The sequence below is a fragment of the Arthrobacter globiformis genome, from assembly GCF_046536215.2.
Lineage (GTDB): Bacteria > Actinomycetota > Actinomycetes > Actinomycetales > Micrococcaceae > Arthrobacter > Arthrobacter globiformis_E.
This window is the reverse complement of sequence record NZ_CM143421.1, coordinates 3,201,637-3,216,440: the sequence shown is the minus strand read 5'-3', so window position 1 is coordinate 3,216,440 and position 14,804 is coordinate 3,201,637. Positions and strand designations below refer to the sequence as shown.

14 protein-coding genes and 1 riboswitch are annotated in these 14,804 nt (G+C 69.7%); of the genes, 4 read left to right on the top strand and 10 right to left on the bottom strand.

Translation table 11 applies throughout. The features are described 5' to 3' along the window. The first annotated feature begins 75 nt into the window (after window positions 1–75). Both R5O87_RS14490 and R5O87_RS14485 read left to right on the top strand, forming a co-directional pair. A complete protein-coding gene (locus tag R5O87_RS14490) occupies window positions 76–1,497 on the top strand; it encodes an amidohydrolase family protein (protein WP_410555345.1) in 1,422 nt (473 codons plus the stop codon). Window positions 1,498–1,506: 9 nt separating this feature from the next. After that, a complete protein-coding gene (locus R5O87_RS14485) occupies window positions 1,507–2,235 on the top strand; it encodes a maleate cis-trans isomerase family protein (protein WP_410555344.1) in 729 nt (242 codons plus the stop codon). An 80-nt stretch (window positions 2,236–2,315) separates the two neighbouring features. Here the strand turns inward: R5O87_RS14485 and R5O87_RS14480 are convergent, their stop codons facing one another. The 3 genes from R5O87_RS14480 to R5O87_RS14470 form a co-directional block, all read right to left on the bottom strand. Then, complete coding sequence (locus R5O87_RS14480) at window positions 2,316–3,233, bottom strand: diacylglycerol/lipid kinase family protein (protein ID WP_410555343.1); 918 nt, start codon at window positions 3,231–3,233, stop codon at window positions 2,316–2,318. A 108-nt stretch (window positions 3,234–3,341) separates the two neighbouring features. Further along, the gene (locus R5O87_RS14475; RefSeq protein WP_410555342.1) at window positions 3,342–4,604 is read right to left on the bottom strand and encodes an MFS transporter; all 1,263 of its coding nucleotides are present in this window, start codon (window positions 4,602–4,604) and stop codon (window positions 3,342–3,344) included. A 13-nt stretch (window positions 4,605–4,617) separates the two neighbouring features. Beyond that, the gene (locus R5O87_RS14470; RefSeq protein WP_410555341.1) at window positions 4,618–5,532 is read right to left on the bottom strand and encodes a dihydrodipicolinate synthase family protein; all 915 of its coding nucleotides are present in this window, start codon (window positions 5,530–5,532) and stop codon (window positions 4,618–4,620) included. Between the two features lie 100 nt (window positions 5,533–5,632). Here R5O87_RS14470 and pdxR point away from each other — a divergent pair, with 100 nt between their 5' ends. Next, a complete protein-coding gene (pdxR, locus tag R5O87_RS14465) occupies window positions 5,633–7,042 on the top strand; it encodes a MocR-like pyridoxine biosynthesis transcription factor PdxR (RefSeq protein WP_410555423.1) in 1,410 nt (469 codons plus the stop codon). Between the two features lie 17 nt (window positions 7,043–7,059). On the opposite strand, the gene R5O87_RS14460 is transcribed toward pdxR, so the two are convergent. After that, complete coding sequence (locus R5O87_RS14460; protein ID WP_410555340.1) at window positions 7,060–7,665, bottom strand: LysE/ArgO family amino acid transporter; 606 nt, start codon at window positions 7,663–7,665, stop codon at window positions 7,060–7,062. Window positions 7,666–7,734: 69 nt separating this feature from the next. Here R5O87_RS14460 and R5O87_RS14455 point away from each other — a divergent pair, with 69 nt between their 5' ends. Then, window positions 7,735–8,658, top strand: a complete 924-nt coding sequence (locus R5O87_RS14455; RefSeq protein ID WP_410555339.1) for a LysR family transcriptional regulator ArgP — start codon at window positions 7,735–7,737, stop codon at window positions 8,656–8,658. A gap of 60 nt (window positions 8,659–8,718) precedes the next feature. Here R5O87_RS14455 and R5O87_RS14450 read toward each other — a convergent pair whose 3' ends face one another. From R5O87_RS14450 to R5O87_RS14425, 6 genes are all read right to left on the bottom strand, one after another. After that, a complete protein-coding gene (locus R5O87_RS14450) occupies window positions 8,719–9,675 on the bottom strand; it encodes a C40 family peptidase (RefSeq protein ID WP_410555338.1) in 957 nt (318 codons plus the stop codon). A gap of 3 nt (window positions 9,676–9,678) precedes the next feature. Then, a riboswitch (cyclic di-AMP (ydaO/yuaA leader) is annotated at window positions 9,679–9,847 on the bottom strand. 140 nt (window positions 9,848–9,987) lie between these two features. Continuing rightward, window positions 9,988–11,361 (bottom strand): NAD(P)(+) transhydrogenase (Re/Si-specific) subunit beta, encoded by a 1,374-nt coding sequence (locus tag R5O87_RS14445; protein WP_410555337.1) that lies wholly within the window; start codon window positions 11,359–11,361, stop codon window positions 9,988–9,990. Next, window positions 11,358–11,708, bottom strand: coding sequence for an NAD(P) transhydrogenase subunit alpha part 2 (locus R5O87_RS14440; RefSeq protein WP_410555336.1), 351 nt, complete (start codon window positions 11,706–11,708; stop codon window positions 11,358–11,360). The genes R5O87_RS14445 and R5O87_RS14440 overlap by 4 nt, the downstream gene beginning before the upstream one ends. Then, window positions 11,708–12,928 carry a Re/Si-specific NAD(P)(+) transhydrogenase subunit alpha gene (locus R5O87_RS14435; RefSeq protein ID WP_410555335.1) on the bottom strand — a complete coding sequence of 407 codons (1,221 nt, stop codon included), beginning with the start codon at window positions 12,926–12,928 and terminating at the stop codon, window positions 11,708–11,710. Before R5O87_RS14435 ends, R5O87_RS14440 begins: the two co-directional genes overlap by 1 nt. A 223-nt stretch (window positions 12,929–13,151) precedes the next feature. Further along, complete coding sequence (locus R5O87_RS14430; protein WP_410555334.1) at window positions 13,152–13,991, bottom strand: IclR family transcriptional regulator domain-containing protein; 840 nt, start codon at window positions 13,989–13,991, stop codon at window positions 13,152–13,154. Between the two features lie 128 nt (window positions 13,992–14,119). Next, entirely contained in the window at window positions 14,120–14,803 is a 684-nt protein-coding gene (locus R5O87_RS14425; protein ID WP_410555333.1) for a 3-oxoacid CoA-transferase subunit B, read from the bottom strand. Window position 14,804: the final 1 nt, after the last annotated feature.

The window sequence follows — 14,804 nt, the reverse complement described above, 5'->3', positions numbered from 1 at the left end:
CCGACGCCCAGCTAACGCCGGCGCCGCCACACAACAATCCCCAGCAATCTTCGCTTCCCAGTCAGGAGGACAACGATGTCCCGCATCCCCGAACTCGTCATCGCCAACGGCACCGTAGTCAACAGTTTTGGCCGCCGGTCCGCCCACATCGTGGTGGTGGACGGCAAGATCAGCCAGCTGGTCGACGCCACAGAACCCGCGCCCGACGCCGAACGCACCATCGACGCCGCCGGCCTGCTGGTGATCCCCGGCGGCGTGGACGGGCACTGCCACGTGGCGCAGGTGACCGGCCGGTTCCGCACCCTGGACGATTACCGGACCACCTCCACGGCTGCCCTGTGGGGCGGCACCACCACCATCATCGACTTCGGTATCCCCCGCGACGCCCGCGAAACCCCGCTGGCGGCCGTGCTCAACAAGAAGGAACTGGCCCGGGAGTCCCGGTGCGACGTGGCACTGCACGGGTCCGTGATCAGCTGGGACGAGACCGTGCCCTGGCAGCTGGAACAGCTCGCCGCCGAGGGTGTCCGCTCCGTGAAGATGTACACCACCAACCGCGGTACCACCATGGCGGACGGCGACACCATCCTGAAGGTGATGCGCGAAATGGTCCGGCTGGACGGGCTCACCTACATCCACGCCGAGCACGATCCGATCATCGCCGACTGCACCCAGCAGCACGCCGACGACGGCAGGATCGGCATCGAGCACCTGCACCGCACGCGCCCCGAGCTTGCCGAGGAAATCTCGGTCAAGGAAACCCTCGCCATGGCCCAGTACACGAAGGCCCCGGTGTATTTTGTCCACCAGTCCACGCCGGGAGCGGTCGACCTGGTCACCGAGGCCCGGGAACGCGGCCAGGAAGCCTACTCGGAAACGTGCCCGCACTACCTCACGCTCGATGACACCGTTTACGGCTCATCTTTCCCGGAGTGGTACGCCTGCTGCCCGCCGATGCGCAGCCCGGAGACGGTCGCGGCGCTCAAGGAACGTCTGGCCGCCGGCGCCATCCACACCGTCTCCTCGGACCATTCCTGCTACGACCTGACCCAGAAGCGGGAACGCACCGACGACGTCCGGGCCATGCCGCACGGCCTCCCCGGCGTGGAGACGCGCATGCCCGTCACGTTCACGGCAATGGCCGAAACCGGCAGCAGTGTGGAGGACTTCGTGGAGGTCTTCTCCGCCGGACCGGCGCGCATCAACGCGCTGCCCGGCAAGGGCTCCATCGCCGAGGGCTTCGACGCCGACCTGGTGCTCTTCGACCCCGCGGAACAGCGGACCGTGGACGGCGGCGCGCTGCACATGGGCACCGACTTCTCGCCCTTCGACGGCCGCACGCTGGCGGGCTGGCCCGCCGTCGTGGTTTCCGGAGGCCGCGTGGTGCTGGACCGGGAGGGCTTCCACGATCCGGGCGCCGTGGGCCGCTTCGTGGCCCGCAACGGGTTCCGGGAACACGTTGCCGCCGCTGCCGTCCCGTCAGCCGCGACCCTCTAGGAGCGATTCATGACCTCACCTCTCCGCCCCACCCGGATCGGCATGATCGTGCCGTCCTCGAACACCTGCCTGGAACCGCAGAGCTACCGCATCCTGGGCGACCGCACCGACGTCACCATCCACTTCACTCGGATCCCGGTCACCCGGATCGCGCTGGATGATTCCTCGGACAGGCAGTTCGACCCCGCCGTCATGCGCGAGGCCGCAAGGCTGCTGGCGACGGCGGACGTGGACGTGATCGCCTGGAACGGCACCTCAGGCTCGTGGCTGGGATCCCCGCACGACCGCGACCTCGTCCTGGAAATCACCGACGCCACCGGCATCCCCGCCACGACATCCACGCTCGCGTACCTCGAGGCGTTCCGGTCCTTTGGTACCGAGCGGATCGGCCTGTTCACGCCCTACACGGAGGACGTCAACGAGGCCATCATCAGGTCCTATGAGCGGGACGGCATCAAAACCGTCAGCCACCGCTGCCTGGGCCTGAGCGACAACGAGTCCTTCGGCCGGGTCACCGACGATGAGATGCGGCCGGGCTCCCTGGAGCTCGCGGCCGACGCCCCGGATGCGCTGATCTACCTCTGCACCAACCTGTACGGGGCCAACATCGCGGCCGAAATCGAGGCGGGCACAGGGGTTCCCGTGCTGGACTCGGTGGCCGTGACGCTGTGGCACTGCCTGAAACTTGCCGGCTCCCCCTTGCTCGCACCAAGGTGGGGCAGGCTCCTCGGGGACTGACGCACCTGTCCATAACCGGCCAGGCGCACCCCAAGCCCGGGGCGCCCTATTGTTCGGAACGGACCATGCCCGGATCGGGTCTACATCCGGACTTTGAGCGCCCCGGGCTCCACCCAGATGGACAGGTGCTTGACGGCACCCACGTGGTCGCCGTCGAGCTGGAACTCCTCCTCGTGCTCCAGGGTCACCTCGATTTTCTTGCCCTGGAAGTACTCGGCGGATTCCTTCTTGTTCTTCCTGCGGCCGAAGATCCCGGCCGCAACGCCCAGCCAGCCGAAGTGCCCGCGGGGCGCCAGGATCAGCAGGTCCACGATCCCGTCGTCGATCTTCGCCTCGGGAAAAATCTCGATGCCGCCCATGATCCGGCCGCAGTTCCCGGCCATGACACTGCGGATCCGCCGCTTGACCGGTTGCTTGTCGTCCACCTGAATGGTGGCCCTGACCGGTTTGCCCGGCAGCTTGCGGATCCCGGCCTCGACGTACGCCAGCCAGCCCATGCGATCCTTCAGCGCGTCCACCGTGTCCGCCATGATCGCGGCGTCGTAGCCCACGCCGGCCATCACCAGGAAGACGTTCTCGTCGTCGGACCCGTCAAAGGTGGTCCTGGCGACGTCAACCGTGCGGTCCGTGCCGTTCAGGATGTCGTAGGCGGCGGATACGGGGTCGGTGATGTCCACGCCCATGTTGCGGGCCAGCAGGTTGCCGGTCCCGAGCGGGACCATGCCCATCGGCGTATTGGTTCCGGCCAGCGCCTCAGCCACGCACCGCACCGTACCGTCGCCGCCGGCGGCAATAACGACGTCGACCCCCGCCTCCAGCGCCTCGCGCGCCTGGCCGACCCCCGGGTCTTCAACAGTGGTTTCCAGCCACAGCGGCTCGGCCCAGCCCTGCGTTTCGCACAGCCGGACCAGCGATGCGCGGAGGTCGGCGCCAACAGCCTTGGCGGGGTTGACCACCACGGCGGCCCGTGGCGGCGAGGAAGCATTCTGGGCTGTCATGGTGTCCTTCGGCTGCTGCGGGCGGGCCCGAAAGCCCCGGAACTCAAATCGTAACCGCGTTCCGGGGATATGGGCACGAACCTCGGCTGGTCGACGCGCAGCCCCTCATCATTCCGTCTGGAGCCGGCCGGCGCTGCGGCGGTCCAGGACCGATGCCGCGGCAACGGCCAGGATGAGGGCGGCGGCAAGGAACAGGGGAACCTGCGGCTCCCCGGTAATCACGACGCCGGCCGCGGCCGTTCCGGCGGACCCGGCGGCGATCTTGAGGGCACCAACCCAAACAAACACCTGCCCCCGGAGCTGGGGCGGAGCAAACTCGCTGCGGGCGGCAAGGGTCGCCGCGAAGAAGAACGAGTTCATGACCCCGGCGGCCGCGTATGCCGCCACGGCAGGCGCAAAGGAACCGGACGACGCGGCGACGGCGAGCGCCGCGGCCACCAATCCGGCGAGGCGCGTGACCAGCCGGTCCGCGTCGCCTCGCAGCGGACGGCACATCACTCCGGCCGAACCTGCCAGCCCGCCCAGCCCGTAGGCGGCCGTCAGCACACCGGCGGCGGCCGGCTGTACGTGGAACATGGCCGTGGAGGCGACGGCCGCGATGGGAAGCGCGGCCACTGAGAACGCCACCGTCACGGTCAGGTACAGCATCCGCCGAAGACGGCCCGTGACAGCCATAAGCCGCAGCGTCTGGGCCGGCCGCGGAACCTCGGCTGCGGCCGCTGCCGGAGGAGCGTAGGGCAGCAATCGGACGACGGCGGCAGCCGCGAAGGTGCCCGCCGCCAGGATGAGCGCGGCTACAGTGGGACCGGCCCAGGCCGAGACAGCTGCCACGGCGCTCGGGCCGATCGTCCCGCCAATTCCGTACGTGGCCACATCCCAGCCCTGGGCGCGGCGCTGGCTGACCCGGTCCGGACCGGCGATCGCGGGAAGGCGGCTGCTGATGCCGCCGGTCAGCAGGGGGCCGACCAGTCCCGAAGCCACCAGCAGAACGCCGGTCACTGCCGGCCACGTCACCGGATACAGCAGCACTGACGCCGCCAGCGTGGCGCCATGGATGGTGCACGCGCACGCGATCAGGACGCGGCCGTCACGGCAGGAATCCAGACTCCGAGCCACCAGCGGCCCCAGCAGGTGCGGGGCGGTGATGCAGGCGCCGAGCAAACCGGCAAGCCAGCCCGGCGCCCCGCTGGCGGTGACCAGAAGGACAATGGCCACGACGGCCCCGCCGTCCGCGGTGCGCGCCAGCGTCGCGGCCGCCACATAGCGGGCCAAGCCTCCGCCGGGCCGGGCACGTTCCGGTGCCGGCTGTCGCGGTGCTTCGTGCTCCGCGCGCGTGTCTTGCTCCGCCGTGCCGCGGTCCGGGCTGCCCATCCGGCCCACCTGCTCAGGCGCCCAGGCCGCTGAGCCGCAGGGCTTCCTCGGTCCTGGTGCGGTCCTTACCGGCCAGGCTTTTCAGCGGACGGGGCAGGCACGGCGCCTCCACGAAGCCAAGCACTTCGGCCATCGTGGCAGCGACGCGCAGGCTCCCGTACTCGCGGAAGAGCGCCCACACGGGCTCCAGCGCTGCAGAGGCTTCCAGCGCCAGCTCGCCCTGGCCGGGCTGGGCCGTCTGGCTGGCTCGGGAGGCCTGGGCGAGGTCAACGATCATCCTGGCGGTCTTCGGAAACAGGCCTCCGACGACCGAATACCAAACGTCGCACCCTGCGACCAGTGCCTCCGCCGCGGCCCAGTCGCCGCTGATGCCCAGGGAAAAATCCCGGGGAACTGCTGCCCGGAGCCGGGCAATGCGGTCGGCGGCCTGGCCCGGCGCAGGGGGCGGAAACTTGATCGACGCAATGCCCGGAAGTTCGGCGATGCGTCCGTGGAGTTCATCGGTGAAGGTGAACCCGGTGGTGGCAGGGTTGTCGTAGACGGCGATCGGCAGGTCTGATGCAGACGAGACCTCGCGGTAGAGCCCGTAAACCTCATCCTCGGTCAGCCGCTGGTACGACACCGGCGCCAGCAGCAGGCCGGATGCGCCCGCACTGTGGGCATCTTCGACGCACGCCAGCACGTCACGGGTGCGCATCGCACCGACACCGGCCACCACGGGGGTTCCCTGGGCAGCGTCGACGGCGGCCTCCACCACTTTGAGGCGTTCCTCCCGCAGCAGGTAGGTGTAGATGCCGGTCGAACCAAGCACGCCGATTGAGTCGGCGCCGGCGTCGACGCACCGCCCGACCAGGCGAACCAGTGCGGCGTCGTCGACGTTGTCCCCGGCGAGCGGAGTCAGGGGAAATGCACACAGACCGTTAAACACGACGGTCTCCTCTCTCAATCGAGTTTGGATCCTCCCCTCATGCTCACAGCCGGATTGGTCCTAGCATAGATCCAAGAATCCACGATCCAGGAGGACCAAGATCGAAGCCGAACTGCCGCTGGTCCTTGACCACCGGAGCCGCGTTCCACTGGCCGCCCAGCTGGTCGGCCGGCTGCGGGCCGCCATCCTGGACGGCACTCTGAGGCCGGAGCACACCCTCCCGGCGTCGCGGCGCCTTGCCGCCGGACTGGGCGTCTCCCGCGGAGTGGTGGTCCGCGCCTATGAGCAGCTCGCGGGTGAAGGATATTTGGAGAGCCGCGGCTCGGGCGGCACCCGCGTGGCGGTACGCTCCGACGGCCGGGGCATGGCGTCGGCAGGCGCCCAGGCGGCATCCGCCATGGCGCAAACCGCAACGATCGACCTCACGCCGGGACGGCCGTCCGGCGCCCCGTTCCGTGACCGCGACTGGCGGGCCGCCTGGCGCAAGGCCGTAGCCGAGCCGGTGGAGGTTGAGCTTCCGGCAGCCCTGGGTACCCCCGCGCTTCGCACCGCCGTAGCCGATCACCTCGCCGCGTCCCGCGGACTCTCGGTGAGTGCCGACGACGTCGTCATCACGGCGGGCACCAGCGACGCCCTGCAGCTGATCGTCGCAGCACTCCGCGGCCCGACGGCCCCGCCCCGGGTGCTGATGGAGGATCCCGGGTATCCCACGGCCAGGCGCGTGCTTTCGGCGGCGGGAGCCGCGGTGCAAACCCTTCCGGTTGCCGACGACGGGCTGGAAGCGGCCCAGCTTGCAGCCCTTGCTTTCCGCCCCGAGGCCATCCTGGTGACACCCAGCCACCAGTACCCACTGGGCGGCCGGATGCCGGTGAAAGAAAGGCTGGCCCTGCTGGCCTGGGCCGAAGCCAACCGGGTGCTCATCCTCGAGGACGACTACGACAGCGAATTCAGGCACCGCAGGATGCCCCTTCCCGCCCTTGCCTCGCTGCCTTCGTCCGCCGAAGTCGTCCTGGTGGGCACCTTCTCAAAATCGCTGAGCCCGTGGCTTCGCTGCGGCTACTTGGTGGTTCGCGGCACCTCCGGGCAGCGGCTCAAGGACGCCCGGCATGACCTCGGCACCCCCGTTCCCGGCGTCATGCAGTCTGCCTTGGCCAACTACATCTCCGGCGGCGGCCTCGCACGGCACATCGCCCGGGCACGCCGCCAGTACGCCCACCGCCGTGAACTGTTGCTCGACCGCCTGGGAGGACGGGAAGACGTTCAGTTAGCGGCTCTGGATGGCGGGCTGCACGCCGTGATCCGGCTTCGGCCGAACATCCCTGCCGAGCGCCTGGCGGAGGAGGCACTCGGGCTGGGAGTCCGGGTGGTGACACTGGCAAGCTACTTTGCAGAGCGGACGCCGGAGAACGGCCTGGTCATCGGGTACGGCGCCCCGACTGATCTGGAGCTTGGCCGCGCGCTGGACATCATCGCCGGGCTGCTCGACCGAATGGCCGGCAGGTCGGCGTAGTAACGCTACCCAGAGCGTCAGGCTCCGGTCGCGAGGACGGCGGCCAGGGTGAGCATGAGCAGGGCGACCCCGCCGTCGAGGATCCGCCACGACGCCGGCCGCGCGAAAAAGCCGCTGAGCCCGCGCGCCCCGTAGCCGATGAGGGGAAACCAGAGGGCGCTTCCGGCTGCAGCCCCCGCCCCGAAGAGCCACTTGCCCGAATCACCATGGGTGTTGGCCAGCGAGCCCAGCAGCACCAGCGTGTCGAGGTAAACGTGGGGGTTGAGCCACGTGATGGCGGCGGCGGTGAGCACGGCAGACCAGACGGTTCCGCCGCCCGGGGAATCTGCCGCCTTGAGCACCCCGGGCCGCAACGCCCGGCGCGCGGCGAAAACCCCGTACGCCAGGAGGAACGCGACACCGAACCACCGCACTACAGCGAGGAGGACGGGCGCTCCCTGGATGAGCGTGCCGATCCCCGCGACGCCGGCCAGGATCAGGACCGCGTCACTGGCGAGGCAGACCACGACAACAGGAAGGACGGCCTCGCGCTTGAGGCCCTGCCGCAGGACAAATGCGTTCTGGGCTCCGATGGCGACGATGAGGCTGAGGCCGGCTCCGAGCCCGGTCAGAAAGGGAAGCATTCTTCGAAGGTACGGCCGGCAAATATGAAAAGCAATTCACTTTTTCTGCAGTTCCATTAGAATATCTTCATGGAACTGGACCAGCTCAGGGCGCTTGCCGCCGTCGTCGACCACGAGACCTTCGACGCAGCGGCGGGGGAACTCCGGCTCACACCCTCAGCCGTGAGCCAGCGGATCAAGGCACTCGAGCGCTCCGTGGGCAGCGTTCTGGTGCGGCGCCTCAAGCCGGTGCGGCCGACGCCGGCTGGTGAGCAGCTCCTCCGTTCCGCGCGGCAGCTCCTGCTCCTCGCCGACGAGGCGGTCCTCGCCCTGCGCGGCCCGGAGCCCGCGGAGGGGGACGACGGCGGGCAGCACAGTGCCGAGCGGCTGCGGGTCCCCATCGTGGCCAACGCGGACTCGATCGCGACGTGGCTTCCGCCGGCCTACCGGGAGATTGCGCTCGGCGGCCGCGTGGCCCTTGAGCTCTTGCGGGACGACGAGCACGCCACGGCCGACCTGCTGCGGTCCGGCGACGCCGTCGGGGCGATCACCGCGGATCCCCGGCCCGTGCAGGGCTGCACCATCCGGCCGCTGGGCACGATGGTGTACCGGGCCAAGGCGTCGCGCGAGTTTGTGGCGCGCTGGTTCCCCGACGGACCCACCCCGGAGGCCCTCGCCGCGGCCCCCGTCATGCAGTACGACCGGAAGGACACGCACCAGCTGGCCGTCCTTGCACGCATCGCACCGGACGCCACTCCGCCGCAGCACTTCATCCCCGATTCGGTCCAGTACGTCGAGTCGGTCCAGGCCGGCCTGGGCTGGGGCATGGTGCCGGACCAGCAGGACGCGGAGGGCTCCCTCGTGGAGCTCGATCCGGCGTGGAGCGAGGACCTGCGGCTCTACTGGCAGGTGTGGACGCTGGACTCGCCGGGCCTCGCGGAGGTGACGGACGCCGTCGTCCGCGCCGCCAAAGTGCTGCCGCCGCACCGGAACCCGGCACCGCACCAAAAGTAGGCCAAATGCAGCAGCGGCGGGTGCCGATGCACCCGCCGCTGCTGTCTGAAGTGTCGCGCCCTAGGCGTTCACCCGGACGTAGGTGGAGCCGGTGAGCCAGGAAGCCGGGTGCACGATGGTTTCGTTGACGCCGTTCATCCCGCTGCTGATGGCCTGTCCGCCGCCGATGTACACGCCGACGTGTCCGCCGCTGACCATCAGGTCCCCGGGCTGCGGGGACGAAACGGGCGTGCCGTACTGGTAGAACTGCGCGGGCGCGAGGTCGCCGACGGACTTGCCGACGGACCGCAGGGCCTGTTCCACCAGGACGGTGCAGTCCTGGGTGGCACCGAGCTGCGCCCGGGCGGAAGCCACAATGGCTGCGCCCACGCCGCTGGCCGGGGCCGTCGATGCTGCCGGGGTAATCGACGCAGAGGCGTTGTAGATGCCCATGCCGGTGGGTTCGGGAACAGCCGGGGCTGCCGGAACGGCCGGTGCCGCGGGAACGTCAGGAACAGCGGGCGCTGCCGGAGCGGCAGGTGCTGCGGGCGCTGGCGCCGCGTCAGGCCCCGGGATCAGGATCTGGTCGCCGGGGTAAATGACTGAAGCCAGGGTCAGGCCGTTCTCTGCGAGAAGTGCATCGAGGCTGACGCCGTGGCGTGCCGCGATGGCGCCGAGGGTATCGCCGGGCACAACGGTGTGCGACGCACCGGCCACAGCAGATCCGGCATCTGCCGGGGCGGGCACGACCGGGGCGGCCTGGGCGGGCGCAGCGAGCGCCTGGCCGGCGACGGACTGCACCGCAGCCCCGGCGGGGGCCGTGGCGGACTGGGCAGCGCCGGCCGGAACCTCGGGCGCGTAGGCACCTGCATGGGCAGGCGCCCCGGCGCCGAACAGGAGACCGGAGGCGACGGCGGCGGCGGCCGCCGGCTTGGCGACCGAGGCGGCATTGGACTTGAGCGAATACTGCAGGCCCTGCACGGCGATGGACGTCGTCGGGGTGGCGCGGTGGCGCGCGGGCGTGGACTTACGTGACATGGTGATGTGCCTCTCCCATGCCTGCGGGGTTAGCTGTCGGGTTCGGGTGGGAGTCACCCGGTCCTGCCCGCTGCTGGGCGGTGCGTCTGGACTTAACCCCAAGGCCTTGACGCGCAAGGCCGGTACTAACGTGGTTCCCCCGTCCCTGCCAGTGTCATAGCGAACGGATCCCGGTCAGCGGCAGGGCTCGGCATTCTGCCCGGGAATGCCCTGAGCGGAACCAGGGCACCGGCCGAGGCTATCGCACCTCCACACCAAAAGTCACATTTCGGTAACGGCCGCCGTCGGGAAGAAGGTTAGGAAACCAACACCCTACAGGGCCTTCACCGCACCCAGCACCTTCGTCAGTGACTCCTTCGCATCGCCGAACAGCAGCGTGGTCTGCGGCTCGAACATGAGATCGTTCTCGATCCCGGCGAATCCGGGCCGCATGGACCGCTTGAGGAACACCACCTGGCGCGCATCCGCCACCTCCAGGATCGGCATGCCGTAGATCGGCGAGCCCGCAGTGGTTTTGGCGGCCGGGTTTACGACGTCGTTCGCGCCTACCACCAGGGCGACGTCGGCGGTGCGGAACTCGGAGTTGATCTCGCCCATTTCCTTGAGCGATTCGTAGGGCACGTTGGCCTCGGCGAGGAGCACGTTCATGTGCCCGGGCATGCGGCCCGCCACGGGATGGATGGCGAAGTCCACCCGGATTCCGCGGGTCTCGAGCGCCTGCGCCAGTTCTGCCGCCGTGTGCTGCCCCTGCGCCACGGCCAGCCCGTAGCCGGGAACGATGATGACGCGCTGCGCGTAGCCCAGCAGCACCGCCACGTCCTCCGGGCTGGACGAGCGGACCGGACGGTCGCTCACGGTGGTGGAGCCCGCCGTCGAACCTCCCCGGAACGCGCCGAACAGGATGCCGGCCACGCTGCGGCCCATGGCCGCAGCCATCGCGCGGGTGAGGATGGTGCCCGACGCGCCCACCAGCGTGCCGGCCACCACCAGGAGCACGTTCCCCAGCACCAGCCCGGATGCGGCAACCGCCAGGCCGGTGAACGCGTTGAGCAGGGAGATGACAATCGGCACGTCGGCGCCGCCCACCGGCAGCACCAGCAGCACGCCTGCCACCAGGCCCAGCAGCAGGAGGAGCAGCGCCAGGACGAGCGAGCCTCCCGTCACCACGGCGACGGCGGCACCAACCGCGGCGAGCAGCACCGCCCCCATGAGCACCGGCAGCCCGGGGAACACCACGGGACGGGTGGTCATGAGCTCCTGCAGCTTCGCGAATGTCACGGCCGAGCCGGCGAAGGACACTGCCCCGACCAGCAGGGTGAAGACGACGGCGACGCGCACCCAGGCATCCTCCGCATGCGGCAGTTCCAGCAGCGCCACGAGCGCGGCGGCGCCGCCGCCCACCCCGTTGAACAGGGCAACGAGCTGCGGCATCTGGGTCATCTTGACGCGCCTGGCCACAGGGGCGGCCACCCCGGAACCGACGACGATGGCGCCGAGGATCAGGGGGACGTTGTCCAGCCGCGTAGAGAAAAAGACGGTGACGACGGCGACCAGCGCTCCGAAGGCGCCGATGAGGTTGCCGCGGCGGGCGGTGCGCGGGGAATTCAGGCCCTTCAGGGCCAGGATGAAGAAGACGGCTGCCGCGAGGTAGAGCAGGGCGGTGACATTGGGGTCGAGGAGGGTCACCGGTTGGCCTCCGTGCTCTCCCTGGTTTCACCCTGAGTCTCGTTCGGGGCGGGTTTGGCCGGTTTGTCCGGCCTGCGGCCGCGGAACATCTCGAGCATGCGGTCGGTCACCACGAAGCCACCCACGAGGTTCGCCGTGGCAAGAACGACGGCGAGCAGCGCCACCGCGAGGACCCAGGGGTGCGTCGCCTGGCCGGCGACGATGATGGCGCCCACCAGGATGATCCCGTGGATCGCGTTCGCGCCGGACATCAGGGGCGTGTGCAGCGTGCTGGAAACCTTGGACACCACTTCGAAGCCGACAAACACCGCAAGCACGGTGATGGTCAGCAGGCTGATGCCGTCCATCAGATCACCCCTTCGTTCTCCGACGCCTTCACTGGGTCATCCGCCAATTCGTCTGCGAGGTCGTCGTCCGTCTCTCCGGCGAGCGCCGCGAGCGCCTCCGCCGTCGGCGGATGCCGCACCACGCCGTCGTGCGTCAGGCAGGCACCTGCGATCACGTCGTCGTCGAAGTCCGGGACGACCGTCCCGTCCCTGGTCATCAGGGCCAGCAGGTTGGCCACGTTTTTGGCATACAGCCGCGAGGCGTCCGTGGGCATGGCGGACGGCGCGTCCTTGAGTCCGACGACGGCGACGGTCCCCTTGCCGTCGGCGGTGGGGACGTGGATGTCCCGGCCGGGGACGGAGCCCTCGACGTTGCCGCCGGACTCCGCGGCGAGGTCGACGACGACCGATCCCGGGCGCATGCCCTGCACCATGTCGCGGGTCACCAGGAGCGGCGCGTGCCTGCCGGGGACGGCCGCGGTGGTGATCAATACGTCGGCATCGGCGACGTGCGGTGCCAGCAACTGGCGCTGCAGGGCACCGCGGTCGGCGCTGAGTTCGCGGGCGTACCCGCCGGCTGCCTCGGCCGTCTCCAGGTCCAGTTTGATGAAGGTGCCGCCCATGGACGTGACCTCCTCGGCTGAGGACGGCCGGATGTCGTTGGCGGAGACGCGCGCGCCGAGCCGCTTCGCCGTGCCGATCGCCTGCAGCCCGGCGACGCCGACCCCGAGCACCAGCACCTTCGCGGGCGGAACGGTTCCGGCGGCGGTCATGTAGAGCGGGAAGAACCGCGGCAGGCGGATGGCGGCTTCCAGGACACAACGGTAGCCGGCCACGAGGGCCTGCGAGGAGAGGGCATCCATGGACTGGGCCCGGGAGATGCGCGGCACGAGTTCCAGCGCGAAGGACGTGACCCCGCGTTCGGCGAGCGCCCTCACGGTGGCGAGTTCGGACGACGGCGACGCCAGGCCAACGGTGACGGCACCGCGTTTCAGGGCTGCCGCCGTCGGAAGTTCCAGCGGACGGACGTGGGCGAGGATATCCAGCCCCGCGGGATCGAGGTCGGCAACGATCTGGGCGCCTGCCTGGCGGTATTCCTCGTCGGCATGCCCGGCGGAAACGCCCGCCCGGGATTCCACCAGCACCTCCAGGCCCAGTCCGGCCAGCTGCTTGACCGTTTCCGGCGTCGCAGCGACCCGCCGTTCGCCTTCCCGGCGCTCCCGCGCTATGCCCAGCTTCACCCGCCACGTCCTTCCAACGGGTGCAGCGGCGCCTGCTGCCGGAGTCCCGGAAACTCCCGGGTTCCCGGACCTTGGGGCCCGGACGGACGGAGCGGCGCTGCTGCACGTAGTTGGCTAGAGTCTATGGCCCAAGGGCGCGCGGCGGGAGGGTGACGGGCCGCTTAGTCGTTGTTGATCCCGGCGGCCCCGAGTTCGCCGCGGACCAGCCGGCGCACCACCAATGTCACCGCCCGCTGGAGAAGTCCGACGAGATTCGCTCGGCGGTGGCCACGATTTCCTTCCGCACGGATTCAAGGTACGCCTCGCGGTCCGGCTTGGCGGCCACGGACTGTGCCTGCAGGGAAACGTTGACGGCTGCCACGACTTTGCGGCCGTGGTAAACGGGCGCGGCCACGGACATCAGCCCCAGTTCGAGCTCCTGGTCCAGGAGGCACCAGCCTTGGGCGCGGACCTTGTCGAGGACTGCCAACAGGTCCTTCACCGTGCCGACCGCGCGCGGGGTGAGCGGCTTGATCTCCGCCGCGGCCAGGTAATCCTTCAACTGCTCCGGCGGGAGCCCGGCGAGCAGCACCCTGCCCATTGACGTCGCATAGGCGGGGAACCTGGTGCCCACGGTGATGCCGATCGTCATGATCCTGCGGGTGGTGACTCGTGCGATGTAGGCGATGTCGGTCCCGTCCAGCACCGCGGCCGACGTCGACTCCCCCAGCTTCAGCGACAGCTCCTCAAGGTGAGGCTGGGCCAGCTGCGGCAGGGAGAGCCCGGAAAGGTAGGCGTAGCCGAGCTGCAGGACCTGGGCCGTGAGCGCGAAGGTCTTGCCGTCGGTCCGGACGTAGCCGAGCTCCACGAGCGTGTGCAGGAAGCGCCGGGCGGTGGCACGCGTGAGATCCGTTCGGGCAGCCACCTCGGTGAGCGTCATGTCGGCGTGCTCGGTGTCGAACGCGCGGATGACCGCCAGCCCGCGCGCGAGCGACTGCACGTACTGGTCACTGGCCGCCGGGGCCGCCCCATCCTTCGGCGGGCGGGCCGCCCGGGGCGTGGTCCCTGCTGCTGCGTCGGTCATGGTTACCAATCCTAATCGGCGCGAACGGACACTTCCGGCCCCGCCCCCCCACGCGCGAACTGGCAGCTAATGCCCTCAAATCCTGGGTTTGCGGTCATTTGCTGCCAGTTCGCGCTGTGGAAAAAGCGTTACTGCTCGACGGCGGGGGCTGCCGTGAGCGGGACGGGCACCAGTGCCTGGAGTTCTTCGAGGGTGCAGCCGAAGGTCTCGCGGACGCGGACGCCGTCCGGGCCGGTGAGGAAGACGGCCTTGTCGGTGTACACGCGGGTCACGCAGCCCACACCGGTGAGCGGGTAGGTGCAGGCTTCCACGATCTTGGAGGCGCCTTCGCGGGTCAGAAGGGTCATCATCACGAACACGTCCTTGGCGCCGGTGGCGAGGTCCATCGCGCCGCCCACGGCGGGGATCGCGTCGGGTGCCCCGGTGTGCCAGTTGGCGAGGTCACCGGTCGCGGAGACCTGGAACGCGCCGAGGACGCAGATGTCCAGGTGCCCGCCGCGCATGATCGCGAACGAGTCGGCGTGGTGGAAGTAGGACGCGCCCGGGAGTTCGGTGACGGGGATCTTCCCGGCGTTGATGAGGTCCTCATCGATCTGGTCGCCAGTGGCCACCGGGCCCATGCCGAGCATGCCGTTCTCGGTGTGGAGCGTGATGTTCTGCTCGGGCTTGAGGTAGTTCGAGACCAGGGTGGGCTGGCCGATGCCCAGGTTCACGAAGGAACCTGGGGCGATGTCGCGGGCGACGAGCCGGGCGAGGTCGTCGCGGCCCAGCGGGGTTTCGGACGTCCGGATGGACGTTTCTACAAGGCTCATC

What these genes read in the sequence shown, in the direction of transcription:
- R5O87_RS14455 (WP_410555339.1), top strand. Translation starts at nt 7,735, where the DNA reads ATGGAACTGGACCAGCTCAGGGCGCTTGCCGCCGTCGTCGACCACGAG.
- R5O87_RS14440 (WP_410555336.1), bottom strand. Translation starts at nt 11,708, where the DNA reads ATGGACGGCATCAGCCTGCTGACCATCACCGTGCTTGCGGTGTTTGTC.
- R5O87_RS14490 (WP_410555345.1), top strand. Translation starts at nt 76, where the DNA reads ATGTCCCGCATCCCCGAACTCGTCATCGCCAACGGCACCGTAGTCAAC.
- R5O87_RS14485 (WP_410555344.1), top strand. Translation starts at nt 1,507, where the DNA reads ATGACCTCACCTCTCCGCCCCACCCGGATCGGCATGATCGTGCCGTCC.
- R5O87_RS14425 (WP_410555333.1), bottom strand. Translation starts at nt 14,803, where the DNA reads ATGAGCCTTGTAGAAACGTCCATCCGGACGTCCGAAACCCCGCTGGGC.
- R5O87_RS14430 (WP_410555334.1), bottom strand. Translation starts at nt 13,991, where the DNA reads ATGACCGACGCAGCAGCAGGGACCACGCCCCGGGCGGCCCGCCCGCCG.
- R5O87_RS14475 (WP_410555342.1), bottom strand. Translation starts at nt 4,604, where the DNA reads ATGGGCAGCCCGGACCGCGGCACGGCGGAGCAAGACACGCGCGCGGAG.
- R5O87_RS14450 (WP_410555338.1), bottom strand. Translation starts at nt 9,675, where the DNA reads ATGTCACGTAAGTCCACGCCCGCGCGCCACCGCGCCACCCCGACGACG.
- R5O87_RS14480 (WP_410555343.1), bottom strand. Translation starts at nt 3,233, where the DNA reads ATGACAGCCCAGAATGCTTCCTCGCCGCCACGGGCCGCCGTGGTGGTC.
- R5O87_RS14460 (WP_410555340.1), bottom strand. Translation starts at nt 7,665, where the DNA reads ATGCTTCCCTTTCTGACCGGGCTCGGAGCCGGCCTCAGCCTCATCGTC.